At 39.5% G+C, this 25,920-nt stretch carries 27 protein-coding genes; 17 read left to right on the forward strand and 10 right to left on the reverse strand.

All coding sequences use genetic code 11. From position 1 onward, the window contains the following. The 3 genes from QWZ17_RS14545 to QWZ17_RS29665 form a co-directional block, all read left to right on the forward strand. On the forward strand, nucleotides 1-797 hold a 797-nt coding region (locus QWZ17_RS14545; RefSeq protein ID WP_290305975.1), incomplete at its 5' end, for a ComEC/Rec2 family competence protein. Further along, nucleotides 794-1,837 carry a hypothetical protein gene (locus QWZ17_RS14550; RefSeq protein WP_290305976.1) on the forward strand — a complete coding sequence of 348 codons (1,044 nt, stop codon included), beginning with the start codon at nucleotides 794-796 and terminating at the stop codon, nucleotides 1,835-1,837. The genes QWZ17_RS14545 and QWZ17_RS14550, both read left to right, overlap by 4 nt. Nucleotides 1,838-2,088: 251 nt before the next feature. After that, entirely contained in the window at nucleotides 2,089-2,385 is a 297-nt protein-coding gene (locus QWZ17_RS29665) for an aminotransferase class I/II-fold pyridoxal phosphate-dependent enzyme (RefSeq protein WP_353959496.1), read from the forward strand. A 158-nt stretch (nucleotides 2,386-2,543) separates the two neighbouring features. Here the strand turns inward: QWZ17_RS29665 and QWZ17_RS14555 are convergent, their stop codons facing one another. The 4 genes from QWZ17_RS14555 to QWZ17_RS14570 form a co-directional block, all read right to left on the reverse strand. Continuing rightward, nucleotides 2,544-4,448, reverse strand: coding sequence for a DUF3606 domain-containing protein (locus QWZ17_RS14555; protein WP_290305977.1), 1,905 nt, complete (start codon nucleotides 4,446-4,448; stop codon nucleotides 2,544-2,546). Nucleotides 4,449-4,450: 2 nt separating this feature from the next. Then, complete coding sequence (locus QWZ17_RS14560) at nucleotides 4,451-5,242, reverse strand: caspase family protein (RefSeq protein WP_290305979.1); 792 nt, start codon at nucleotides 5,240-5,242, stop codon at nucleotides 4,451-4,453. 2 nt (nucleotides 5,243-5,244) lie between these two features. Next, nucleotides 5,245-6,696, reverse strand: a complete 1,452-nt coding sequence (locus QWZ17_RS14565; RefSeq protein ID WP_290305980.1) for a lipase family protein — start codon at nucleotides 6,694-6,696, stop codon at nucleotides 5,245-5,247. 299 nt (nucleotides 6,697-6,995) lie between these two features. Further along, nucleotides 6,996-7,646 carry a hypothetical protein gene (locus tag QWZ17_RS14570; protein ID WP_290305981.1) on the reverse strand — a complete coding sequence of 217 codons (651 nt, stop codon included), beginning with the start codon at nucleotides 7,644-7,646 and terminating at the stop codon, nucleotides 6,996-6,998. Between the two features lie 264 nt (nucleotides 7,647-7,910). Here QWZ17_RS14570 and QWZ17_RS14575 point away from each other — a divergent pair, with 264 nt between their 5' ends. The 6 genes from QWZ17_RS14575 to QWZ17_RS14600 all read left to right on the forward strand — a co-directional run bounded on the left by QWZ17_RS14575 (nucleotide 7,911) and on the right by QWZ17_RS14600 (nucleotide 11,367). Continuing rightward, a complete protein-coding gene (locus tag QWZ17_RS14575) occupies nucleotides 7,911-9,209 on the forward strand; it encodes a hypothetical protein (protein ID WP_290305982.1) in 1,299 nt (432 codons plus the stop codon). Continuing rightward, the gene (locus QWZ17_RS14580) at nucleotides 9,206-9,928 is read left to right on the forward strand and encodes a hypothetical protein (protein WP_290305983.1); all 723 of its coding nucleotides are present in this window, start codon (nucleotides 9,206-9,208) and stop codon (nucleotides 9,926-9,928) included. The genes QWZ17_RS14575 and QWZ17_RS14580 overlap by 4 nt, the downstream gene beginning before the upstream one ends. 1 nt (nucleotide 9,929) lies before the next feature. Further along, on the forward strand, nucleotides 9,930-10,184 hold the full coding sequence (locus QWZ17_RS14585) for a hypothetical protein (protein WP_290305984.1): 255 nt from the start codon (nucleotides 9,930-9,932) through the stop codon (nucleotides 10,182-10,184). A 1-nt stretch (nucleotide 10,185) separates the two neighbouring features. Continuing rightward, nucleotides 10,186-10,758 (forward strand): hypothetical protein, encoded by a 573-nt coding sequence (locus QWZ17_RS14590; RefSeq protein ID WP_290305985.1) that lies wholly within the window; start codon nucleotides 10,186-10,188, stop codon nucleotides 10,756-10,758. Between the two features lie 137 nt (nucleotides 10,759-10,895). Next, the gene (locus QWZ17_RS14595) at nucleotides 10,896-11,189 is read left to right on the forward strand and encodes a hypothetical protein (protein ID WP_290305986.1); all 294 of its coding nucleotides are present in this window, start codon (nucleotides 10,896-10,898) and stop codon (nucleotides 11,187-11,189) included. Between the two features lie 55 nt (nucleotides 11,190-11,244). Beyond that, on the forward strand, nucleotides 11,245-11,367 hold the full coding sequence (locus QWZ17_RS14600) for a hypothetical protein (RefSeq protein WP_290305987.1): 123 nt from the start codon (nucleotides 11,245-11,247) through the stop codon (nucleotides 11,365-11,367). 29 nt (nucleotides 11,368-11,396) lie between these two features. Here QWZ17_RS14600 and QWZ17_RS14605 read toward each other — a convergent pair whose 3' ends face one another. After that, nucleotides 11,397-11,942: an ImmA/IrrE family metallo-endopeptidase gene (locus QWZ17_RS14605; protein WP_290305988.1), complete on the reverse strand. Its 546-nt coding sequence runs from the start codon at nucleotides 11,940-11,942 to the stop codon at nucleotides 11,397-11,399. Next, complete coding sequence (locus tag QWZ17_RS14610) at nucleotides 11,939-12,310, reverse strand: helix-turn-helix domain-containing protein (RefSeq protein ID WP_290305989.1); 372 nt, start codon at nucleotides 12,308-12,310, stop codon at nucleotides 11,939-11,941. The genes QWZ17_RS14605 and QWZ17_RS14610 overlap by 4 nt, the downstream gene beginning before the upstream one ends. 454 nt (nucleotides 12,311-12,764) lie before the next feature. On the opposite strand from QWZ17_RS14610, the gene QWZ17_RS14615 reads away from it, so the two are divergent. The 5 genes from QWZ17_RS14615 to QWZ17_RS14635 all read left to right on the forward strand — a co-directional run bounded on the left by QWZ17_RS14615 (nucleotide 12,765) and on the right by QWZ17_RS14635 (nucleotide 17,530). Then, nucleotides 12,765-13,907 (forward strand): multiubiquitin domain-containing protein, encoded by a 1,143-nt coding sequence (locus QWZ17_RS14615; RefSeq protein WP_290305990.1) that lies wholly within the window; start codon nucleotides 12,765-12,767, stop codon nucleotides 13,905-13,907. Nucleotides 13,908-13,911: 4 nt separating this feature from the next. Then, nucleotides 13,912-15,309: a HesA/MoeB/ThiF family protein gene (locus tag QWZ17_RS14620; RefSeq protein ID WP_290305991.1), complete on the forward strand. Its 1,398-nt coding sequence runs from the start codon at nucleotides 13,912-13,914 to the stop codon at nucleotides 15,307-15,309. After that, nucleotides 15,290-15,613, forward strand: a complete 324-nt coding sequence (locus tag QWZ17_RS14625; protein WP_290305992.1) for a ubiquitination-like system serine protease family protein — start codon at nucleotides 15,290-15,292, stop codon at nucleotides 15,611-15,613. Before QWZ17_RS14620 ends, QWZ17_RS14625 begins: the two co-directional genes overlap by 20 nt. 190 nt (nucleotides 15,614-15,803) lie before the next feature. Then, the gene (locus tag QWZ17_RS14630) at nucleotides 15,804-15,980 is read left to right on the forward strand and encodes a hypothetical protein (protein ID WP_290305993.1); all 177 of its coding nucleotides are present in this window, start codon (nucleotides 15,804-15,806) and stop codon (nucleotides 15,978-15,980) included. Nucleotides 15,981-15,988: 8 nt separating this feature from the next. Further along, nucleotides 15,989-17,530: a hypothetical protein gene (locus tag QWZ17_RS14635; RefSeq protein WP_290305994.1), complete on the forward strand. Its 1,542-nt coding sequence runs from the start codon at nucleotides 15,989-15,991 to the stop codon at nucleotides 17,528-17,530. 37 nt (nucleotides 17,531-17,567) lie between these two features. On the opposite strand, the gene QWZ17_RS14640 is transcribed toward QWZ17_RS14635, so the two are convergent. Beyond that, nucleotides 17,568-17,921 carry a winged helix-turn-helix transcriptional regulator gene (locus tag QWZ17_RS14640; protein WP_290305995.1) on the reverse strand — a complete coding sequence of 118 codons (354 nt, stop codon included), beginning with the start codon at nucleotides 17,919-17,921 and terminating at the stop codon, nucleotides 17,568-17,570. 90 nt (nucleotides 17,922-18,011) lie between these two features. Between QWZ17_RS14640 and QWZ17_RS14645 the strand changes: the two genes are divergently transcribed. Further along, complete coding sequence (locus QWZ17_RS14645) at nucleotides 18,012-18,980, forward strand: aldo/keto reductase (protein WP_290305996.1); 969 nt, start codon at nucleotides 18,012-18,014, stop codon at nucleotides 18,978-18,980. 74 nt (nucleotides 18,981-19,054) lie between these two features. Here QWZ17_RS14645 and QWZ17_RS14650 read toward each other — a convergent pair whose 3' ends face one another. Continuing rightward, the gene (locus QWZ17_RS14650) at nucleotides 19,055-20,197 is read right to left on the reverse strand and encodes a hypothetical protein (protein ID WP_290305997.1); all 1,143 of its coding nucleotides are present in this window, start codon (nucleotides 20,195-20,197) and stop codon (nucleotides 19,055-19,057) included. A 119-nt stretch (nucleotides 20,198-20,316) separates the two neighbouring features. Between QWZ17_RS14650 and QWZ17_RS14655 the strand changes: the two genes are divergently transcribed. Further along, nucleotides 20,317-22,185 carry a DUF4365 domain-containing protein gene (locus tag QWZ17_RS14655; protein WP_290305998.1) on the forward strand — a complete coding sequence of 623 codons (1,869 nt, stop codon included), beginning with the start codon at nucleotides 20,317-20,319 and terminating at the stop codon, nucleotides 22,183-22,185. Between the two features lie 6 nt (nucleotides 22,186-22,191). Here the strand turns inward: QWZ17_RS14655 and QWZ17_RS14660 are convergent, their stop codons facing one another. After that, a complete protein-coding gene (locus QWZ17_RS14660) occupies nucleotides 22,192-23,688 on the reverse strand; it encodes a caspase family protein (RefSeq protein ID WP_290305999.1) in 1,497 nt (498 codons plus the stop codon). 120 nt (nucleotides 23,689-23,808) lie between these two features. Here QWZ17_RS14660 and QWZ17_RS14665 point away from each other — a divergent pair, with 120 nt between their 5' ends. Further along, nucleotides 23,809-24,813, forward strand: a complete 1,005-nt coding sequence (locus QWZ17_RS14665; RefSeq protein ID WP_290306001.1) for an SMEK domain-containing protein — start codon at nucleotides 23,809-23,811, stop codon at nucleotides 24,811-24,813. A gap of 155 nt (nucleotides 24,814-24,968) precedes the next feature. On the opposite strand, the gene QWZ17_RS14670 is transcribed toward QWZ17_RS14665, so the two are convergent. Further along, entirely contained in the window at nucleotides 24,969-25,430 is a 462-nt protein-coding gene (locus tag QWZ17_RS14670; RefSeq protein WP_290306002.1) for a hypothetical protein, read from the reverse strand. Nucleotides 25,431-25,920: the final 490 nt, after the last annotated feature.

Raw genomic sequence — 25,920 nt, forward strand, 5'->3', positions numbered from 1 at the left:
CATTTGCTGCAACTCAAAAGTCAGCTAACCCAGTGGTCAATTTGGCCCGGAACAGGGTGGTCAACATCTCCATAATATACAATGATACAAAGGTTTTAAACAAGCTTATACGTAATTTCAAAAGATTGCGTATTTCGGGGCATATAGGATTTATAGATATTCTTGTGAAAGGGACCAGTGTCAGGATGGGGAACACAGCTTCGCTCAGTTGTTTAGCGCCAACTCATGATGAGATCGGAGAGTACCAGCGCCTTGTGAAACTGGAGCCTGATGAAAATGTAAAAGAAGCAAGCAAAGCAGCTAATTATCTTTCTACCATTTTCCGTCTTACTATTGGAACCTCAAACTTCCTTTTCACGTCAGATGCGGAGGTTTTTGCGTTCAAAACTTTAATGAGCCGTGGCGAGTATAATTTCAGTGAGGGTGATTATTTATTATGCCAGTTACCGCATCATGGTTCAGAAAATAATCATTTTCCGGACTTCTGGGCAAATGTCAGGTACACAAAAAAAGTATCTCATGCCGCGATTTCAGCCGGCCAGCACAAAAGTTATGAACATCCTTCATTTACGGTAGTTAAGCATTTTAATGATTTGGGCTACAGGGTAAACTGCACAAATATTGTAAACGGCATGGAGCAATTTACACGTGCATTGTCTGTACAAACTAAAAATAACAGAATACTGGATGGTATTAGCATTCTTGCACCAGAATACCGCAAAGCAAATGACCGGGTTTATCAGCTAAAAGATGATATACTTATCCTGCTTTCACAAAAACAAATAGAGCTGTTATGAAACCTGAAGTGATATTTTACAGCTGGCAGTCTGATCTCAATCCGGATTATAATAATTACTTCATTCGCGACTGTGCCAAAGCAGCGCTAAAAGCCCTTAAAAAAGAATTGAAGATCGAACTCAGCCTCGATAAGGACACACAGAAAACCCCCGGTTCACCAGACATCGTTGAGACTATCCTGAAGAAAATACAAATGGCCGATATTTTCATCTGTGACGTGACAATAATTAATAATACGCTGGTAAATAAACTTACGAAGGCCAGAAAAACACCTAACCCAAACGTACTTGTTGAATTGGGATACGCCATTAAAACTTTGGCATGGGAACGAATTATCTGTGTCGCGAACACTAATTATTGTTATGTGGATGATTTGCCATTTGACATTAGGAAAAACAGGATTTTAACATATAATTGTAAAGGAAAAGCAGACTTGGCAAAGGCGACAGAACTGCTTACCAATACCCTAAAACAGGCATTCCGGCAAATTATAGATAACTATGAAGCTATATTGCAAGAAGCTGAAAAGAATGACGTATTGCTCCACGATCGGGTGCTGTTCGAAAAATTCAATGCAATTGTGTCACAACAGTCATTGGAAGAAAGTCTTGAGTTCCTGGTTAATAATGTTCGCACCAATCGTTATTATTATAAGCTGTGGGATACGGTAAAACAGTTTGCCTCTTTACATGGGAATCGTTTCCTGAATCAGGAAATTCAGTCTTCAATGGATGTGTTGGCGGCGCTGGTACAGGAAACCAGTTTATATGTTGCCGGGAAACTCCATTCAATCGCCACACCAGGACAAAAATACGAGTCCGATTATAAAGATGCCGGTGAGGAAATAACGCCGGAAATTCAGTTTGATATCGACTATTCTCAGGCATTTGCGTATTCGCAGGAACCCCGAGACGGTGATTGGCCGGCATTTGATAAGAGGCGGCATGAAGTAATAATTAAATTTGGCGATTACGACCGAAAAATTGTTGCCGCATATAAAGATTTCCGGACCACAGTAAAAAAACATTTACTAATTTAAATACTACCTTATTTTCTATAGAGGAATGTCGTTCGCGGCGTTTTTACAGTATATTTTTCGGCACTTTAAATTTGAAGTTAGGCCACATCCACATAATGCAGGCACCTTTATTGTTTCGTCCCTTTCGTTAATCAATTTTCTAAAATTTCACTCAGGGCAGCAAGTGTTTTCTTCCATGTCTAAAGCCGCAACTGCCGGCTTAGTTAAAGCTTTGGATCTTATTTGACGAAGAGCCGCGCTGGAGATACCAGTTGGCTGAGAACGTAGACTATTTTAAAAAAGGATTAAGTGACCTGAAACTTGATATTTGTAACACGGAATCGCCAATTATCTCTGTAAAAATAGGCGACTCGCTACTGACCAGAGCTGCCGGCAGATTATTGTATGAAGCTGGTATTTATGCTAACACAATTGTATATCCTTGTGTTGCGCAAAAAAATGGAAGGATTAGGACGAGCCTTATGGCGACACATACCAAAGAACATTTGGACAAGGCTTTAAATGCGTTTGAATATGTAAATCAGAAATTGCATATTTCTCGGGTATAGGCCAGGAAAGAAAGGCAAAAAGGACTTGTACAGCGATCAGGATAATAAGGATTGATCTAAAGTTAGGTGCAGATTTTTACGACAAAATAGTTCAGAGCACTGATCATAAATAGAAGTGCCAGACCTACAGATAAGCACTTATATCAATTCTAAATGATCTATGATGTTTGATCTTTTAAATATCCTTCTACATTCAAGGATGATTGACCAACTACTTTTATAGCATTTACGATTTCATCAGCACTGACATTTAACCGGTCTGCCCAATAATCAACTTCATACTTCGCTTCGGGGTTGATCGATTTTAATTCTTCCTGAGCGTCGACTTTCGAAGTATCAATATGTAGTTCTTTGAATATCCTTAAAACAGTGTTTAGCGGAAGATTCAAACTTTCTGCAATGTCTTTCGGCTTCAGGTCTGAATTTTCCAGCAATGCAGAGGCAATATAACTGGATAATGGGCTACCGGTATCATCGTTAAGTGCAGCATTGAATAGTTGATATCGGCCTTCGTTTCCTCCAAAGAACTTAATGGGCTCATAATCCATCGAAGATATAAAGTGCCTATTCCGCTGACGGTCTAAAGAGCTCTTTAAAGCTCTCGGGTTAGTTGGTTCAAAGCTGGTATTAAATAATTTGTTGCTCTCCGAATCATTAAAATGAACCTCGACATCCAAGCCGTTTATGGACATTTTAATGGAGTTTGATGATTCAAGCAAGGTCCTTTTTTTAGAGGCCGCTGGTTTTTTACCAAAATTGGGAATTTGAATTGATGAAGGATCGAGTAATTCTGAAACCCAAAATGTCTGGAAAGGCTTATAAGTATTAAAGGGTGAATCGAAGCACTGATATTCAGCAATATGATCGTTAAGGCTATTTTCAGGAACCAACCATGGGTAAATTACCGCAGCTTCTTTGATCGAATCATAGGCAATTCGTAACATAGGCGTACCTTTTATGGTAGTTTGCCGATCCAATGCTACCGTTTTTTTAAAATGCTGGTAACTCAACAAATTTAAAGCCCAGATGTCCGGAGAAGTTTTGCTGTTTTTGATGATCTTGGTTTGCAGGTTTCTGACAATAATATCAAACAATCCATCATCTTCGGTTTCCTTGCTAAACAAATAGATGTAAGCGCCAAGTAAACCAAGCATGGGTGAATCAAACTTGTTATACGCGATCCTTTGAATCAATTGCTCATCGAGTGTAAAATCGCCGTTCTGAATTTTATTTAAGCAATAATCGATATATAAATGATTTTTGTCATTGGGGTCAAAGGCCCGTCTCTTTGATAAAAATATTCTTAATGTTCCAAATAATGGCTGTTCTGCCATGGTTAAAAATACCTGGGTATACCAATCATTATAAACCGAAACAGGAATTACACGAGCATCTGAACCTCCGTAATTTAAAAAATAAAGTCCGGGAGCTAAATAGCCACTAAAAGCAATGTAACCCGAATATGGACGAATATTATAACCTGTAGGATCGCCATCTCCTTTCCACCCCTCCGGAAATTGAGCGAGTATTTTCCCGGCTTCATTGGTCAGGCTGAAATTATTCCAGTTTGGTTTTTCCTTTGACGTTTCGGTAAAATAATCTGCATTTGGGAATCTGAGGAATATAAATAGCCCCGATGTCTTGTGCTTCAACCGGTTATTTTTGTAAGTTTCTAATTTACTGATCGCAACTGCTGGTTGTGTATAGTAGTCGAAGCTGGTACCATATGATAAATTCCCACCAATCGGCGCAGATGAATATAATTCGGGAGCATTGAGCTTTTCCCCGATTTCAAACTTACCTACACCAAATGATTTATCCTCGTACAATGCCACCTGGTTATCCGCTATCATGCCATTCAGGATCAAGCGTACAATGTATTCACCTTCGGGCAAAGAATAACTTCTCAGTTCTCCGGATTGCATTTCAAGCCCTTCAACAAGCTTCTTTCGCTTCGTGAAGATCTGGATCTCCAGTGCGAAAGCATAAGTGTCATCCAATATCAACCTTAAATTATGATTCTTTTGGGCTGATTCCTGGTCTGGGGTAATTAAAAGCACCATAATTAAAATATGATTGGGTTATACTTATTACCGGTGTGATGGGCATCCGGGGTTTGTGTCAATTTAAGCTCTTTAGCTCTAATGGGTACCCTGTATATAATGTAATCACGTAGGTCATCTCCCGATACCGGTCCGGCGTGATCATTCGCTGCCCCGTTCAATCCTTCGAGAAGTACTTCAGTAAAAATTCCACGAGGTTCAATATCATCGGTTTCATAAGCCTGATTATTAAATTGAGTGGCATGGCCAATAAAATAAACGACATCTGTATTTGGCCCGAGCTGCCCGTTAACCTGGCCAGCACCTTGGGGAGTAGTCAGCGCAATAGGATTTCTACAACAATCCAGCCATATAATAATCTGTTTGAATAAACCTTCGCTGATAAATTTTTCCCGGTAATCGATTGACGAGATTGTAGCATTACTTTTAAAGAGCTGTGACCAATCTGCCATGCACATACCATTTTCTGAAACTTTGGTTCCAAGCCCAATTCCGTGCCCTGCAAAATAGAAGTAAAATTTGCCACCCTCTATTTTATTGTCCACCATTTCTGTGATAATCTCTAAGATTGCTTTATCTATAGTATCCTTGATAGGCGTATAATCCTTTAATGGCTTATCCGGGACAGCAGAGGAGACAATAAATTTACAATCGTCCTTTTCAACCTCTCCCTTGGTAGTTAACCATTCATAAATAAGCTCCGCATCCTTAATGGCGCCCTTAAGTGTTCTTAATCCGCGCTTTGCGGGTGGGATGTAGTCATTTATACCGACGACAATTGCATAATTCTTCATATTTACGATGCCAATATATGCGTGATACTTTTTAGTGTTGCTACATCATCATCAAAATCACCATGTTTTTGTGCCGCAGTTTCCAACCCTACGGTAGTACCGTTATAAATCGAATAGGAAACCCTGTTTAAACCATTTAAATACAGGTAATCATGGCAGGGTTGTAATTGATTAATATTATAAGGAAGTTGGTATCGTATATGGCGTTCAAGTCCCAAGATATATGCATCTGAAGATTCACCCTCGTCCTCCAATGCGCCAGAAATAAGATAAAGTAACGAATGTGTGTATATGAAAGGAAGCATGATATCACGGCATTCGTATTCATCACTCATAGTAAATATTCGAATATCTTTAAAGTCATCTGAGCGGCTGAGAACTTCTGCCGCGAATAAATCAATACGACAGGCAGGGGCCATTAAAATGATATGATTGTACTTAAAAGCTTGGCGTAATCCTGAGGTATGTTTTAATAAATGACATATAACGATGGAGCCTGCACTATGTCCGATCAGATTAATCTCAGTGTCCTGAAACTTTTCTTTATATGCTGCCAGTTTATCCAGAAAATAACGGGCTGCGTATTGGTCCAAGCCCTGCCTGCCGGTATTATCTGACCACATATCGTTAGCCTTATCTTTCATCATTTTCCAAACCCAGGCACCTAATTCAGAAATGTACAACTCCCTTAATATTTCTTCCATGACCGTTGGATATAGATTATGGTCACGCTTATTAATAAATCGGGTTATTATACGATAGGCGATTTTGACAATATGGCTGAGGAGATTATAGGATGTTAAAATGCCGCGACTTTGTGCACTATCGTTATTTGAAACACTTAAACCACTTGTTTCTGCAAGCAATTCTAATTCCGGATCTTTGATAAGCTCGGAGGCCAACTCTTCATTTAATTGATTTTCTAAATCATATACCTGTGCTAAATACTCGATATTGACAGCAGTACGCGCTCCTGGATGATCTCCGATTTGGTTATATTCAGCAAATGGAACGGGCTTGGCAAGTTCTGATTCAATCTCCCCATCAGTGAGTCCTGGTCCGGCCGCCCCACGTCCGAGAACCGTATCAAACCCCAGCTTTTCTGTAACCTTTCTAAGCAAAAGTTTCAATAGCTTATGGAACAGCTTTGTTTCCGAGATTTTGGAAAGATTTGTACCTATGGTTTCAAATAATCCGGTTTCCCATACGAAACATACAGGCTGGCAATCTGCGCTTAAAATAGGTACGCTGATATTGCGTGCCGACGCCAATCCGGATGTTTCATTTACCAAGCCACCATGAAAGTATAGCGCGATTTTACGAATGTTCTCCCGTTCAAATCGTTCAAACATTTGATCAATATCTTCCGGAATGGTTTGGTAATTTCCAGATGGACGGAATGTGCCCTGCGGGCCAACATTTACGATGAAATCTTTATCTACGAGGTTCTGCATATAAGGTGTTGTAGGTGCAATAAAGTTATAAAACAGGTTTGATATAAATTAGCCTATTTTAATATTCATGTATAACCAATAATAAATTCACAAAGGAAAGGTAATGACCGCCTTTAGGTTGAATTGGAAAGTATTTTCAAACTAGGTATTGAACGATCCATCAAAATGCAGCACCTGCTATTTAATACTCATACACGTTTACTCGCCATGCAATTGATGAATTTTTTGGAATGTGGGTAAATAACACCAAACGATTATACCCGCAAAAGCCGATTCTTATCGAACTTAATTATACCCAACTACAGCAACTTCAGCTGATCGCCTGGTAGATTTTCCTCAAAGCTTTCATGTAGTGGCAATTCAGCCACCGTAACCGGCTCCTTAAATTTATAATTCATCAGGGTTAATAAAGTAACCAGGAAGGTGACCATGTGAATACCTATGGACAAAGCAAAAAGGTATTTAACAGCGTCAATCGAATGAAAGCGGAACCAGAGGAAACCGCCTAATCCTAAGTATATGGCTATAGCACCTTCCCCAAGTAAGTTGATAAAAAACAGCCCATTTTTATCGTTGCTTTCCTTCATTTCCTTCCCCGCGCCATAAATCACCCCGATATTTAATAACATGGTGGCCATTTCAATCAAGCCAAGTAGTAAGAATACAAAAATCTTTACAATCCAGGAGGCATCAATGCCAACAGCACAGAATAGGATCAGCATGCCCAAATTGATGCCAATCTGAAAATAAAATAGGGATTTAGTCAGAAAGAAACGATTATGTGCCTCTTTTGTAAAAAAGGCCAGGATAAACAACCCCAAAACACAGCCTGAACCGCAACCAACAGATATGGCGTATCCATTATCAGGAAAGAAATATTTACCGATGGTATAGCCGAGCATGCTGCCAAGGGTATTGGTAATAAAAGTTTCCCGGATCTTGCCTTTCATAACTGTTTAATTTTAAATATAAATTTAATGAAATGCCCTATTATTTATGAGGCAAAATGTATTTTCCATGTGGCTATTTCATATATAAATCAGGTGAACGCAAGTCGCAATTTCGTCCGCATGGTAAATGTCAGGCACCCATAAAGCTGCATACTAACAGGCATTTAAAAAATGTGACTAATACGCATATATTATAACCTATAATTAAGAAAAATAATATCAAAAATTGTTGACAATCAGTAGTTTATGATTATTTTTATAGTGATGAAAGGCACCGCCGCCATCACCTTAACTTATCACGAAATGAGAAAGCTGTTAATTGCGCTTTTTATATTCCAGTGCTCCCTTGCACTTGGTCAGTCTGTCCAGAAAGACGAATTTGATGCCGGTCCTTATGACCTGGTTTACTTCGGGCCAACCGTACAGACCATTGTGGTTGATCCTCAACTAAATTCGGCATTGGCCCCGCTGCCTTTCGACCGCTTTTTTTATCTCAGGGTTTACGTTAAGGCTTCCGAACCACCACTGTTGGGTGCTGGCTTCTTTGATGACGATAATATCCTGGTGAAACTATACGCCCAAAAAATCCCGACGCCAAATACTTCTCCGGATTACAAGGCGGGTTATACATTATACCAAATTACTGTAACACCGTTAGACCCGAAACGGGAGTATGATTTTTTTACGTTTACTGCAATCGGAAGCGATGAAATTACGAAGGTGGTAGATGCTTTAAATACACTTAGGAGTGATATGGCAAATGGTGATCCGGACACAAAAGCCAAGTTGCCTAATTACTATAGTAAAATGCTGGCGCTTAATGCAGCCCGAATTGCTGGTGACCCCTATAGCCTTAATGCGGATGCAGTCAGGATATATTATGAAGAAAAGGTAAAACCATTATTGGATGGGGTAAGTGATGCAGGTCAGATCAATCAAATTATGGTCAACGTCTTGCAGAAAGATATTTACGTAAATGCGCGGTTAAAAAAGAAAAGCGAACGTAAATCTAATCCTCCTTCTATGAAGGATGATACCGTTGCAAGTACAAAATACCCGTTGTTCCTGGCCTCACACGAATACTTTAATTCAGGATTTAAGCAATTCAGTGCGGACGCGCGCGCTTCATCCGTAATTACGGTAGATGCGGGATATGTTGGTTATGGCTTACAAAATAATTTCGTCGGCAGTACAACCTATATCGGCCTTGATTTTTACCTGCGGCCATTCGACCCGAATATTCCCTTTCGTTTCGTCCGGCACTATAATGGACTAAGCATATTGGATCGTACTTCGTTAACGCTTGGGATCACGCTCAATTCGGTTGCAAAAACCAATTACCGTGCTGATCTTTTCGGAACCAAGAACAACCTGATGGGCGGCATCGGTTTCCGTTTGAATAACTTATTTAAAGTAAATGCCGGTGGGCTAGTATATTATAAGTTAGATCCCAATTTTCTAACTGGTCAGAAACACCTTGCAGTGACGCCTTATGTAGGGATGTCCGTGGATATCCGGCTTGGAACCATATTCAGCAGCTTCGCTAAATTATTTTCATTATGAAACACAGGATCGCCTATTTTGCCGCTCTTTCCCTTTTACTATGGGGTTGTTATAAGGAATCGCAGCCAGCGGCTACGGATATCATCGTAAATCTGTACAGCAGTACGCTAACCTGGCCCGCCGACGGCGCTACACAGGTTCCGATTACCGCAGATCTTCCGGGTAAGACAACGGCCGGTAATTATAATTTGATTTTTACCACAACCAAGGGGTTGTTTTATGATAGTCAAAAAAGTACGACGACGATCACCAGCCAGCGGCCCGTTCCTGATTCTGCGTACCGTGCCGCCACCGCCTTGCTGGTGGCGCCGGCCGATACTGGCCAGGCTTTAGTTACGGTAAATGCCCAGGATATCGGCAGATCCATCAAGATCCATTTTGTACAGGCCTTACCCCAGACCGTAAAGATCAGTACGAGCAGCCAGTTTGTTACGAATGCCGTTAATTCGGAGGCGACTATTACCCTCGCATTGCAGCGGGTTCCTGGAATACCTACCGCCGGACAAAATGTACAGGTTACCGCGACTGATCAAAACGGTAACCCGATAGGGAACTTTCGGAACGGCGCTTTAAGCCCCAGCGATAAGAACGGCAATGCTACTTTCTATTTTTCAGCAAATCAGTCCACTTATCTTGGCGTGGTAAAGATCAAAGCGGCACTCGCCGCTAATACCAAACTTGCAGACAGCATTTTAGTAAACATTGTAAAAGGAAATTGATATGAGCAAATTACATTTTTCAAAAGAACATTCAGTGCGGCTATTTGATGATATAGCTCCCGTATTACTCAAACACGGACTTGCTAAGGAAGGCAAACCATGGTCGGTAAAAGCAGAGGGTGTAACCCTGGCATCAGATGGAGGAGGATGTGACGCACCCTGTTTTTGGGAGATCATACAAGACGAAGATGAGGACGGAAACCCGATTTTAAAACGGGTATGTACCTGTCCCGGCGATGAAAACAACGATCAGTAAAATGAAAAAGCTATTATTTATCCTACCTGTTTTTTTGGGGTTATTACAAGCTGGCAGAGCCGGTGCGCAGCAATTGCCTTTGCCGGATGTCAGCGGCTTTGTGTCTAAGCTTACCGTTAGTTGCAGTACAAAAAGCACTGCGCTGGAAACAGTTCTCGATACGCTAACGGCCCGCGGCTATGCCAACTCATCGGATGTAAAAACTGACGATAATGAGGTTATTTATGAAAATGCTGTAGATACGGTAAGAAAACAGGTTGTCAGCATAAAATCTGATGATCAGGGGAACGGTTCCTTTAAATATACCATTACCGCAAGCACGCACGACATTGCGGAATATAATGCCTGGCTGAATATCGTCCGGCATGATCCCTATTTCCTGGATCAATCGGACGCCTCTGTAAAGGATCAAAGATCTAACCGCGATTTTAAAAGTATTCCCGGCGCCAAAGAAAAACAGGAATATCTTTTTTCCTCTAAGGCTTCAACCAATGATAAAACCAAGAAAAGAGAATACCTGTTTATAGTCGTTTACTCCAGGGTTTATAAACCTGAACCACCAAAAGCCAAGTAAAGGCGGTAATTCTACAAAAAAGCTATACGCAATATTATTTTGGCATCCGGGCGGGCTATACGCTGTATCTGCTACGCAGGATGCCGCTCCTATCCCTGATGCTTTCCACCCGCTAATCCATTGCATTAAAAAAGGGGTTGTCCGCCGGACAACCCCTTTTTCGTTATTTACATTTATGCTGGCAAAAGCTGAAAAGTTTCCGGCAAAAGTACTCGGTTGGTGCAGCCAAAGCTGCTTCAGAGCCAAGACCGGAAACCGAGAATGAGGATACCCGATTAATGCAGGAACTCATCAGAAACGGGCATCGTTACACCGTGGCTGAAATTGGGACTATGCTGGATAAGGAACAAAAGGGAATGAAACGCCCCGGCATCCTGATCCTTCTGCAGGAATTGTATAAATCCCTCGTGACCGAGGGAATCGAACCATAATAGATAGACCTCTTATATGTCGATTTACAAGCCGTTTTATTTATTTTTTATCGCTATGGACGTACCAGTTAAGCCCATATTATGGATTTACCGAGAGGTTTTAGAGAACGAACACAATTATGTGATTGGTGAACACGAAGTAATTAACATATCAACCGGTGACTATTTGGGGCAGTAACATCTCATATTACCAACATCGATAGGGAATCAAAATTGAAATAATCCAGAGTTAAGTATCCTGTAATACATCGCCTGAGAGGAAACATCAAAGATTTTTGCCAGGTTCTTTATATCATCTTCACTACCTAAATCAAAATCAATCTTATCGATCTCTCTTTTTAGTAAAATATCCGGCATTAATATAAAAGCAGCAAATGTATTGGCTTCCTTTTCTAAAAGTTGGGTATCTTCAGTAATTCCCGATTGTTTACTCCGGAACATCGCATGAAATCCTTTGTCCATAAATACTGCAGACTTTTCCCGGTGGAGGCAGTAATGCCCATATTCATGGGCAATAGTAAACCGGCGTCTTACTCTTGATTCACTTTGATTATATCCGATAGTTCCTTCACCTTTTTCTATAACAAGAACTCCAGATATGTCATCATCGAATGCATATGGTGTTACTCTAACACCTGTTTTTTTGGCTATATCCTCAATTTTAACAGGCAGACTGGCTATGTTATAGCGACTGATAATCGCTTCAGTTTCCTTTTTAATCTCAATTATACGAGCACGATTTCGAAAACTCATTTGCCTTTTGAAATATCTGTTAAAAATTGATTCATCGAGTTTTTTACCCGGTCATTTAGATCTACGTTCGAGCTTGCAATTACTGAACTGTAATCCAAATCGATAACCTGGCTTTCCTGCGCCGGCAGCCTTTCAATATTAAGATCGAAAGGAACGAGATCTATATAATCAACCTTTAAAATATTAGCGATCCTGATAAGCTGAAAAATAGACGGCCGCTGTCTGCCTTTTTCCATATTAACAACAGATGCACGAGTTAAGTTTAGTAATTCCGCAAACATTTCTTGACCAATATTAGCACTCAACCGATAATTTCTTATCCGAGTACCTATCTCTTCATAGAACTGATCCTCTGTTTGATTAATCATAAGTGATTGATTTGTAAATCGCTATGCAAAGATGAGTATAATTTAGAAATAATCCAAATGATTTTGTAAAAATATACACAAGAAAAGTTTTGTTAAATTTTGCATTTAACATTTTTTGATTACCTTTACACCGTGTTGTAAAAGTACAGCGCATAAAAAAAGCCAAGAGCAAGGCTCCCAGCTTTATAATTTTTAGAGTAATCAACAGGATTTGTCATCCTTGCTAAAAACTTACTAATGTTTGTCGTGATTCAAAAGTAGGGATTTCTTTTCAGATTATCAAGCAAATAGGCAATTATCTCTATATAGGGAGCCTTCTTTTTGGTAAATTATTGATCATTAAATCTAAAAGCAGACAAATACCATATTTCAGCCTCCGAAAATGCCAGTAAACTGGTACGCCCAAATTTTGGGCATGGTTTTACAATTGTTTTTAAAATTTAATATCAATAACATGTCATTACAAAAAGAAGGGCACGAAAAGCCCCGCGTATTTATAGCTACAGTAGATAATATAGAAATCGCTGTACACAATCCTTTAATTACAGGCGCTCAATTACTGAGAGAAGCCGGTTTCGAACACATCCAATGTCATACTTTATATCAAAAACTAAAAGGTTGTGATTTTGAAAAGGTGGGCATGGAAGATGTGATCGATCTCGCTAATGAAGGCATCGAACATTTTATCACCAAGGGACCAGATGTTTTTAACTATGAAGTTAACGGGGAGCCGGAAACTACCGATAAAAAAGCGCTGACACCTATTCAGATTATGGAGCTAAAAGGTGTGCATCCATCTAATCATTACTTAATTCAGGTAATGAAAGACGGCAAGCACATCAACTATGCTTATTGCCCTGATGAACCGATTCAAATGGTTTGTACCGGAATGAAATTCATTACCGAAAAATGGCTGGATACGGTGGTGATCGAGGATTACGGCAAAAAATGTACTCCGGTACCGCCTGCCAGGACATATATTATCAAAATTGATAAAAACAATCATCCTTGGCATCATCCAACAATTACCAGGAATGAACTGATTAAACTGGAATCAGCAGTTGATCCGGCAACTGTAGAAGTTTACAAATTTCTAAACACCAGCCCAAAGCCGGTAAAAGTGGAAAATGGGATTGTTGACCTGACCGAAAAGTGCCTGGTTAGGTTCGTCATTCAACCGAAAGATCAGCAGGATGGCCGAACAAACCGCCGTGCTTTTATACTGCCTGAAGAAGATACCGAATTTTTAGATCAGCTTGGCCTCCCTTGGGAGGCCATTGCCGGTCCTCAGGGCATGTGGGTAATCATTTACGATTATCCTATCCCAGCAGGTTACAACGTACAAACGGCTGAGGTAGCTATGATGATAGCACCAAGTTATCCTGCTGTACAAATTGATATGGCCTGTTTCTATCCTCATCTTTCGAAGTTGTCTGGCACCGGTATACCAAACATTTTACAGCAGCCAGTTGATAATAAAACCTACCAGTGCTGGTCAAGGCACCGCAAAGGCGGAGAATGGAAACCGGGAGTTGATAATATCTCTACTCACTTGTGCTTAGTAGATAATTGGTTACTTAAAGATTTGGGGAGGTAAGCAGATGAACAAGGTAAGAATTGCAGGACATCATTATCACCAGCTTAAGCATCACCTTTTACCAGGTGATGGCTTAGAAGCTGTAGCAATTGCACTTTGCGGACGAAGTACCCACGAAAACAACCATACATTATTGGTACAGGAATTATTATTGGTTCCATATAATGTATGTTATGAGCGGAAAGGTGATTATGTACACTGGCCAACAGACGTAATTAATCCTTTTTTAGAAAAGGCGGCAAAGAAGAATTTAGCTATTATTAAGTTTCATTGTCATCCCGGGCCGGGTGTGTATGAGCAATTTTCTGATTTGGATAATGATTCCGATCATAAACTTTTCAAAAGTATACACGCTTGGGTAAATGATGACCTACCGCATGCCAGCTGTATCATGTTGCCTGACGGCCGGCTTTTCGGTAGGATATTTTCACATGATCTGTCCATTGAGCCTGTACACCAGGTCTTGGTGGCAGGTAGTGATATCCAGGTTTGGAATTATGGCCTGGAAAACCATTTGATGCTGGAAGATCTTCAAGTGCGAAATATGCAGGCCTTTGGCAAAAAGACAGTTAAGCTTATGAACCAGTTAAAGATCGGAGTTGTCGGTTGCTCGGGCACCGGAAGCCCGGTCATAGAGCAGTTAAAAAGGCTTGGGGCAGGCACGCTTGTATTTGTCGATCCGGATTTCACGGATACCGTTAATATAAACCGTATCATTTGCTCTACCCGGAAAGATGCTGAACAGCAAATTTTTAAGGTGGAGGTTATGAAAAGGGGGGTAGAGGAAGTAGGCATGGGTACTAAAGTGATCACATTTGCGAAACATATTTCTAACCGTGATGTGGTTAAAGAATTAGCTGATTGTGATCTTTTGATTAGTTGCGTAGATGGCTCTGAGGGCCGGCATATTCTTAATCTAATATCCTCCTATTATTTACTCCCTTTTATAGATATGGGTGTAAAATTAGATGCGGATGGGCATGGGGGCATTAATAATATCTTTGGTACGGTACATTTTGTGCAGCCTGGAGGATCAAGCCTGCTTAGCCGGGGACAGTATAATCTTGATAAGCTTGCGGCTGAGGGAATCAAGCGTACTAACGAAGAGGAATATGCGCGTAACCAATATCTTGCGAATGTTAATGAATCACACCCGGCTGTAATCAGCATAAATATGCAGGTTGCTGCAATCGCGGTCAATGAATTGCTGGCAAGGATACACCCTTATCGGAACATATCGAATGCTGATGTAGATATGGTGAAAGTGTTTTTTACGGACGCCACCTCATATCCCGAAGCGTTTGCTGATCCCTGTCCTTTCTTTAGTAAACTGACAGGAAAGGGAGATATTGAACCATTGTTGAATAATCCAGAGTTAAGTGATGTTTCGGCAGCTGCTTAATTGGATTATAAAGCTTTTCAGGAAAGAAGAGCTTTATAACTACCAGTATGTAGATGATGTACCCGACCAGCTAAGGTCGGGTACCGTTTACCTGGTTGGCAATGCCGGTTACTACTGGCAAACTGTAATGCTGTGCCCTTGCGGTTGTAGTAAGGTACTTTATATGAATCTAATGGATGATTATAATCCTTATTGGAAATATAAAATCGTCGGTAAAACTATCTCGTTAAGCCCATCAATCGACAGGACTGTTGGCTGTCGCAGCCATTTCTTTTTAACCTACGGTAAAATCGTTTGGTGCTGAGGCAAACCATCATTAAGGTTTAAATAACTTTCTTAACAATTATGGGATTATAAACAATCTGAAAAACAATTTTCAGATTGTTTGCTTTTATCATAACAGATAATTAGTTTTAGTAAGTATTTTAATTTAAACCTTATTTGTACCTTTGCAGTCCCAAAAATAGTTGATAATGACTATTTAAATTAATGTTATGGAAAAACTTCAAATATCACAATTTTTAGTACCAGGTGCTGAAATTAAAGCAGTAAAGCTTAGGCAATCTGCTGCCGTAAGACAGGCGATAGAAGAAACCATTCAACAACAGGCTGAAATACTTAAATTAAAAAACGTTGACCAGGAAACTCTTAAATTAGTTGTTCAATTATAATTTAAGTAGTGGATATTCTCGCCTATTCTGAGGAAAACTTAGCCTTAGCTCTTTCTAATAAATATACTTCGCCGGAATTAGTAAAAGTCAAAAAACACTTTAGCTATTTCAAAAAGTATTTAGGTAGCCCTGAGTTGGATGCCAAGACAATCTTAATTGAAGAAAATTACATCAGCCGTGATTATCTTCATGATTATGCGTCTTATTACGCTCTTTGCTTTGAAAAATATGAAAAAGTGTGCCGTCGGGTGCACTTTTTTGATATTGCCATAACCGAAAAAGATTTCGCCAAAACCTTATTACAGCCAAAAGAAGAAACTGAGGAGTTTTGGAAACATTATATTGGGTTTATCGTAATTAAACCTATCCCCTTGAAAATGATAGGCTATACTGTGCTGAAAACCTATTCCAACAGCCAGGAGCTAAATGACAGAAATTTTTGGGGGTTACGAAACTATATTATTCACCTGTACGGCAATAAGATCAAATTAAGATCGCTGGCATTCCAGGAACAAGACTCTGTTTTAGCAGCGTGTGCGACAACAGCGATCTGGTCAATGCTTAACAAGGCTGCTGCTGATTTTCACACCATTTTAAAGTCTCCAAGCCAGATTACCAGTGATGCCGACAAGGTGTCGCCTGACGGCAGCCGTTTGTTTCCCAATAAGGGATTAAGTATTTTACAAATATCACAAGCTATTCTTAATTCAGGCTTGGTATCTGAGATTAAGGAGGGGGATCTTAGGCCTCATAATTATCCTTATAAAGTAGCCAGCATTCATTACCTGAAAAAAATACTAAATGCTTATTCTTGCATCGGTATACCTATTATTTTGGTGGTAAGAGTGCCGAGCGGTGGCGATCATGGGCTTCATGCCATCACGGTATCTGGGTTTAAGACAAATACGCCGCAACCTATTCCCCCGCAAAAAACCATCAGCTATATGTCGGATAATATAGACCGTATATATGTACATGATGATCAATGGGGGCCTTTTGCCAGGGTTAATTTGTACAATGATTCAGATTTGGAGACTCCCTGGACTGAAAATGATTCAGCTAATCCAAAACGCCCTACCGTTGTTACCAATATAGTTGTCCCTGTTTATCCCAAAATAAGAATCTCTTATCAGGATTTGGAGGTGATTGTTGTTGGCTTAGATCGCATCCTGACATTTTTCTTTGATACACAAATTGTTGCTGACCTGGTTTGGGACATCAAAATAAATTATAGTGAAAACTATAAAGATGCGATTAAAAATTCTGCACTTGATGACGACGAAAAAGTTGGTATTTTAACAAAAAGTCTTCCTAAATACATATGGATCGCAAATTGTCACGTTGGCGTTCATAAGCTATTCTCTTTTACATTTGATGCCACAAATATCAATAATGCCATGATTGGGTTGAACGTTGTTTCCTTCCTGCCTGATTCAGTAAAAACTACCCTAATTCAATTTTTGAAGAAAAACAAGCAAACTTTGCAATTCTTGTTTGCACATATGGCCAGTGAACGATACTATGAATTTTTAATAGAAAAGTTGAAGTAAAATCGCCACTCAACTAAAGTATTAAAAAAGTCAAACATTAATCCTTTTTCTGGAATAAAGGTTCTAATACGCTGCGGTGAGATTCGCCCCATTGGGCGGTAACCTCTATCACAGGGATCAAGGTTAGCCCCAGCACTGTAAGATCGTACTCTACCTTTGAAGGACGTTGATCGAATATTGTTTTAGTAACGATACCAAGATTTGTGAGTTGCATCAATTGAGTATCCAACAATCGCCGAGAAGCTTTAGGCATTTTACTATGTAATTCTCCCGGTCTTTTTATACCATTATAGATACACCAAATTAGATTGATCTTCCATTTACCATTCATCACTTCCATAAAAAGGTGAAGTCCGCATTCAAGCTCTACAGGTAATTTCCTTTCGTACATTTACAAATATAGGTCATGCTATTGTATTATCTGATATGGCTTAATTTAGCCATACTTGATTCTATTTGCTTATTAGGTGAGCTTTGAGGTATGAAACATAAATTATTTGGAACACAGTCAGGCCTTCCCGCAAGTGAGCTTATATTGGGAGCTGCAAATTTTGGACAACGTCGGGGCTATGGGGCTGCCATTGAAGAAATACCTAAGATACTGACGACCTATGCGGATGCAGGAGGCAATTTTATTGATGTTGCAGATCAATATCAACTTGGTGAAGCAGAAGTGGCGATTGGAAAATTTATTAAAACACAAAGAGAGAATTACATTATTTGCACAAAGTACACACGCAGCAGTGAAACAAACCCGCCTCCCACTAATCTGGGTAACCACCGCAAAGCGATGCGTCAAGCAGTTGATGCCAGCCTGAAGCGGCTGAATACGGATTATATAGATATTTATATGCCCCATTTTGATGACGGGATCACACCAATTGAAGAAATTGCACGGGGACTTGAAGACCTAGTTAAAGCTGGCAAAATACTATACACTGGTTTGGCAAATTTTCCTGCATGGAAGGTAGCATCTTTTGCAGGCGCAATTCCTTTAACAGCCTTACAAATAGAATACAATCTTGTTCAACGTTCGGCGGAAAGAGAACTATTACCGATGGCTGCACATTTTGGATTGGGTACAATGTTGTATTCTCCGCTTGCTGGAGGATTATTAACAGGCAAATACCGAAAAGGTGCAACAGGGAGGCTTACACATTCATCTCCAGACGGCTTTAAGGAAGATGCTATAACTGAAAATATTTTAAACCAACTGGAATCAATTGCAGCTGAAGTTAATGCCACTCCGGGCCAAGTGGCATTAGCCTGGATTTTGACTAAAAATGATTTCCCTATAATTGGGGCACGTACACTCCTCCATTTAACGGACAGTTTAAGGGCGCTTGATATCCATTTAAGCAAAGATCAGGTTGAACGTTTAGAAAGTGTCAGTAACATCTCATTGGGTTATCCTTATGACCTTCTTAAAACAGTTCAAAAGAATTATTGAAATTTTAAATAGCGGGGCTCTTTTTTATAGGGTTTGATTATGATTAATGGGGTATTTATTCGACAGTTGTTGGATTAGGGTTCATAAATCATATTACTGCCAGCCGTAGAAACGATATGTTTATCTAACGGTATTACGTATGAATAATTATCTCCGCAACAAAACCTGACATCAGTGATTTTGAAGTAGCTTTTAAATCTTTCCTCAAACCCAATTGACAACTTTACATAGACTTTTTTGAGGTCATTAACCGTGTTAATAGGGACTGTAAAGTTTGCACGGTGCATTGTGATTCTATATATCTTCGCAATTGTTTGTTGGGTATAATTTATGTTAATACTTCTAAGGTAGGGCTTGCCATCTATCGGAAAGGGTTGACTGATATTGGAGGTATATGCTACGATAACTGGCTGGTGCATTAATTGCTTAATTAAATTCTTCAAAGAACCGAAATTACCTTTGTTTTTATTATAAAAGTTAAGATCAGCATTTTCAACATCTCCAAAATCATTATTTAACTGCCTATCATCTTCATTATTTGATGTAATTGACTTTTCTTGATCTCCAGGGGTTTTGCTTGATTCTCTAATGATATAATTGTTACTCATAAATTCATAAAAAGATGAACCTGTTACTATACTGTCTCTAGTCATTTGAGACTCCGCTGCTGCTAAAGACTTTGAGTGGACATTAATAAAGCCATTTCTATAAGTGGTATCAGTTTTTTGAAATAATGGATCATTAAACTTCGCCTCGTCCTTTTTATCATACTTCGACAAGACCATAAACTCTATTGCTACATTACCGATAGGTAGCCTTTGACTTCTAAGATCAGAAATAGTCGAAGAGGAGTATTTGAGCACCTCACCAATAGATTTTATTTGGGCATTGTTACGGATTAAAATTGAGTCGTCCTTAACGATTAACCCCTTTGATATTACTAATTGCTTTTTAAGTGAATCTGAAATGATTTGCGATAGCTTATAATTATTCCTTAGTTGCTCAACATATAACTCATTCTTTTTCTTTGCCTCCGCCTCGCTTTTTTGGGAATCAATATGTGATAACCATGAAAAAATCGATGAAACAATGGCGCTAATAATTGCTACTACAAAAACGATCTTACTATATTTTTTACGCCGGTCATTTCTGAATGAATATGCGGCAGTTGCGATAATCGCGAATGAGGTAATGAAAAGCTGAAAGAAAAAGCCCATCAATCATCAGGTTATAAGTTCTGTAATTTACAAAACGGATGGATGAAGAGCAATTAGTATTTACCATTTAAAAATGGGTAACTTTATTTATCTATATCTACTACAATTGAAATTATTAGATGAGTAAGTTTTCCATCGATGTCCCAGATAATCCTATAACTAATAGTAAGCCTGCACCTTACCCTACTTCCGCCAAGACGGAATTGGACGCCGTCTCTTTATTTAACTATTTATTAAATAAAACTCATATTAAGGGTGAAGCTAAGTCTTTAGATAAAAATCCTAACGGTGATGGCATTCTTGAATACACAAACGAGATGCAAATTCCATTGGGAAGGTTTGAGGTTCAGGTAAAGACATTACAGAAAAAAAATTATCAAAATCCAAAATATCAATGTGAGAAAACGTTTTTATCCCATTGCCATCACACAAATTTGCCTGTGATTTTAATTGTTGTCAATGTCAACGATAAAATGGCATATTGGCTTCACATTGATGCCAAGGTAATAAGAGATGCCGGCAGAAAAATTAAAAAAGAATCGCTGGCTATTACCTTACCCAAAGAGAATGTCATTACCAAAGATGAAATAGGATACCTGGCCAAATGGGAACAAATCATCTTGGATGATGCAGAAACAAAACGTGAAAATGCAGCGTTAAAAATTAGGCAGTCCGAAATGGAAGCGGAATTGGTAGGTATCAGGGAGAAATTAGGTCCGCAACTTACCCTTTCGACAAGTGAGATCCGTGTTTTTCAAAACTTTATTGATGAATTTAACCGCCTATTAGATTTCGAGTTTAAGGCAGTTAAGCGAGCTCACTATCCTGATTATTGGAAAATTGGTGTTGGTATAGTTCAAAAATCTAACGATTCAGTTGCATTCTTTTTGCTACCAATTCAATATGGCAGCAATGATTTGGTAATCAGGCAATTGAAAGAAAGCGATTCGGATATTCACAATTATTTTTTCGATGAGCATCGAGCCTTAATGTACCTGGATAGGACATTTGAAACCCTTGAACAAAATCCAGGCCCACAATCCTACAATTTATTAAAATCAGAAATATTAAGGGTCGTTAAAGATGAACGATTCCCTCTTCCAGACGCCTTTCTTGCAAACGAATTTGTCAGCTCCTTCGTATCAAATTTTAGTGTTTGGCTTGGTATTGACGAACAAAATTCCAAATTATCATTAGACGAACTTCGCATTTTGATTACTACAATTTTGCCTGTAGCCATAGAATCAAGTTTTTCCTATATAGCAGAATGGGTCACACATCAAGATCATTCCATAGACAGTTATAAGGAACGTCGGCCACATCCGATATTTCGAAAACGGATTGATGAAGCCCGCGAAAAGCTTCGATTGGGCTATAGGCCCAAAGTGCAAATTACCTTATCATCAAAAATATATCCAATTAACCTGCTGCTATATTATATCAACTTTTTAATCGCCCAGGGTAAAAATGAGATAGTTGAAGTTTACGTAGGCGGTCAAACCAGATTTCAAAATGTAAACCTTATGCCCTCAGGTTGGAACAGACCTGTTCTACATGAAAATTTAAAACGTTTTTTTACGAGTTTCCCGAGGTTATACCGGGATTATGTGCGTGTCGCTTTCCCTTTGCTTACCCAGGAACTGGAATTATTTGAAAATTGCCAGTTAATATTATTTGTCATTAGATCAACCGGTATCTCCAATCAACGGCCGCATCTTCAGTGTTATAGAATGGAACATGAGGATAAATCCCTGTTTTTAACGGATTTTTTGTTAGATACAGATCCTGAAAATCCGGTTACCGAGAATAATGGAGCTATCTCTTGGGAAAACCCTTATATAGATTTCAAAGGCACAACCTTTAAAGTTAAGTCCGTATCCGGAATGGCTGTCGAATTTATGTTTCAACCCTTGCCAACGTATGCCCTGATTCATAAATACCTTGAAGAGAAAATGTCAAAATATTTAAGATCAAAAATAGAACTTTAAACGAGTCTATAGTTTCCGGAGTTTAACACCCCATTGGAATTGCACCGGATCTTCATCAGTTAAGTGAATATTGGTATGCACCACCAGGCTTTTTGGCGGAATACCGAGTAACTCGGCAACTTTTAATTTAAAGCGGCTGAATGTCAAATCTTCCCGGTGGATAAACCTTGATTGATCTTTTTCACCATCTTTCATGATAATTTGGCCTTCAAAGGAAATAGATTTAACGATGTAAACTATTTCTATTCTTTCATCATCTTCTCTCCAACTGAGTTTGTATTCCATTTTCTCCAAAAATACATCGATGCTTTTTCCGGTTTCATCCGCAGTCGGTATAAAAAACAATTTGGGTTTAAACGGCATCAACTCATCGCGGATAAAGTCGAAGGATTTCGCAAATCGTTTATCGGCTTTTATGGCATCAACATAAGAAAGATAGATTAGTCCTTTTCTATCCTCTCTGAAAAGCCCGTTCTGATCGAAGTACATCTCGAAAACGATGCCTTCCAAAACAGGGTTTCCATTTTTCTTTTGGAAAGGTAATACCCGGCTTTCCAGGTTTTCGATAAACTTTATGGATTCAAACTCACCACCAACGGCAGCTTGCAAAATGTTTCGTCCAATAATAAACAATAGATCTGAATCTAGAGATGCTCCAGTCATTTGTTTGAATCGCCGCACTGCAGGTCCCTGGTCATAAAAATTATGGCTTTTGAGATCTTCGATTATGCTCGTGAGTTTTGAATCGCCCCCTCCATCGTATTGCGCATCGGCAACAGCAAATGTGGCATACTTACTTGAACTTGCTTGAATATAACTACCTGAGTTTAGAATGAAAGGAGCAGTTAGGGATGTGTGCTCCCAGGTGATCTGCTCTTCGTTTGTAAAAAGTGAAACAGAATTTCGAACGTTTTTGAAAAAGTCCTCGATGCTAATGCCCTGATTTACTACATGCGCGAGTAATGCCCGGGTATAAACTCCGTTTCTGTCAGTTTTCAGGCCGTCATCAGCTGTTTGACCTGGCGAGGTAGAGTAAGCAATGATAGTTCCTTTGGGTGCAAAAATTGGCGCCATTGCTTCGGTTGATAAACTACGCTTCTTACCGAGAATAGCCAGATCCTCGCGGCAACAATCAAGGATAATAATATTCATCGCGTTTTTGGCGTCTTCCATTGCATCAAGTACCACCCTTAAATTTAATGAACCCCTGATAATAGATTCTGCAGTGAATAACGTATCGGTGGCAGTAAGAAAGTTCTCTCCATTGTGTTGAAAACCATGCCCGGCATAAAAAAACAAACCAATGTCATAATTGTCAAGTTCTGCTCGAAACGAAGCAACCTCCGCATCCATTTCATCGATACCTGCATCAATTACGGGTTTTACAACGAAACCAATTTTACTTAGTGCATTGGAAAAATCGGTAGCGTCATTCGCCGCATTAAATAGCTTTTTACGTTTGGAGTAAGCTGCATTTCCGATGAGTAAAGCGAGTGCCCGCATATATCTGATAAGGTCTTATAATTAACAATGGTACCACTTTACAGTGATATTAATCAAAGCTAAATATTTCTTGGCTTATGATGTAAATTTGTAGATATTTCAATAAACCAATCTCAAGGAATGTTAACCAGAGGACATATCATAGGAAAGATCGTTGACGACATCGCAGGATTAAAATACCAGGTTCAGACACGTAATAAAGTAAATATTTATGAATTGAATACCTACGTGGAAAGTTTCTTCAGAGAAACCTTAAATACGGTCTATGGGTTAAGTTTGGTTAATCTAAATGCAGACCGAAGTAACAATCCTGGTCTTGATCTCGGCGATGCAGCAGCCCAAATCGCATTTCAAATAACAAGCACGACCACGACTGCAAAGGTTAATGAAACCCTTGATGTCTTATCGGCTGCACAGTTAACAACCTATCCAAAAATCAAAGTGTTTATGGTCGGTACCAAGCAAGGTAGTTATACAATTAACCCTAACCTTGTCACCAAGACCGGCTTTAATGAGAACCAGGATATAATTGATCTGGATGACCTTCTAAAGGATATCATGGTTTTACCTATCGAAGCTCTTGATGTGCTTTTTAAACAATTCCAGCGCGAGTTTCGGAAATTAAAAATGGAATTTGAGACGGTAGATACCGAGGGTAATTATGAATCTTCGCTATATAACCGGATTGAAAAACAGCCCAACCTACCGCCGAAGAATGCAAAAAAGCTAAAAGACTTTATTGGAGATGAAATTAAGATCAAACATATTTTAAAAAATTACCGGCTACTTGCGGAACTACCACGGTTTTCAAGGGAACTGATTGCGATAATTGGTGATTTTGGCAAATTTGAAAAATACGGCTACCTGCGTGAGGATTGGGGTATCCTCCCGCAAATTCTTGAACGCAAGTTAATGATGTCGCGAAAGGAATTAGAGGACGAGTTGTTGATCCTGATCGATGCTGGTTTAATCTATTTTGGAGAAAAAGACATTGAAGAAAAGCCGCACCCCGTGGTTGCCTTAAAAGGGGAAATCCTTAATGGCATAGTGAGCTGGGCCAATGAGGAAAAACACCCGCTTAAAACCTTACTTAATACCTTAAATTTTACAGTTCTCGATAAATGATTCATCCACTCCACGAAGAAATAAATCAGCATTTTATAAAGGTGTATAATGCGTTAACTGCTTCCCAGTAGGCTCATCCTCAGTTTTAACACGCACGGCAACCTGTATTGCTGACAACTTAGGTTTTAAAGTATCTTTTCAATACACTCCCCAGCTTATAGCTTTTTAATTACCAGATGCATCAACCCCGGATCACTCAACAACCTTTCCATCTCTGGCTGAATGATCTCTTGTACATCCTGCTTGATTTGTAAATAACTACGCTGTACTATCCCGCTGTTGATCTGCCGGACCATCGGCAGTTCCCGGTAACCATCAATTTCTTTTTTCAACGCTTCGTGGCCATTAATGATCTCGCAATGAAATGCTTTCAACTCGATCTTTTCATCTGGGTTATCGGCTACCATGCCCACAAACTCACCCGAGCTTAATGCTGAAATACGCGATGCGGGCACCGCGGCCTCCAGTTGTTTAGATCGGCTGATGGAGGTGTCTGTGCGGTTGATGGATAAACTTTCCTTGTCCTGCATCATCCGGCCGATCTTTTCTGAAACATATTTAGCCGTATCGCCGGATTGGGTAAAACACACCGGCAATATTGATAAAAGGTTTTTCATGCACAGGGTTTGTCAGGAGAAAAAATTCCGGATTGTCGTCCTTCAGCTCATTAAAGCTTAAGCTAATTTCACCAAAAATAATTTTTAACTGCTCATAGCTAAGCTGCTGTTGAAGCGGTTTTTTCTGCAGCCACTCGCGGATGAGGTACCGAATACGGAAATAATGAGCAGGAAAATCCTTAAAGAGTTACACAGAGCAGTTCTGCGGGCCATCTAAAGCTGAATAATAAAAATCTAAATATAATTAAGTCCCGCTATGCATTTTTACGGCGATATAATACGCGATCCAGCCTATCTTTTAAGTTTCATATTCGGCCTTTTTTTTGTGTTCTTAATGTACATTTGCAGCTTATGTTCTTTGCAATTTTATTTGTAAAGTTCATCGCTGCTCCGGTAGTGGTGAGCTTGCTTTCAGCTCAGCTGAAAGATTGGTTTAAAAAGAAGTAAGCTACGCGCTGCTTCGACCGAGATCAACTAAAAAAACGAGATC

The organism is Mucilaginibacter flavus (genome assembly GCF_030409315.1).
Classification (GTDB): Bacteria; Bacteroidota; Bacteroidia; order Sphingobacteriales; family Sphingobacteriaceae; genus Mucilaginibacter; species Mucilaginibacter flavus.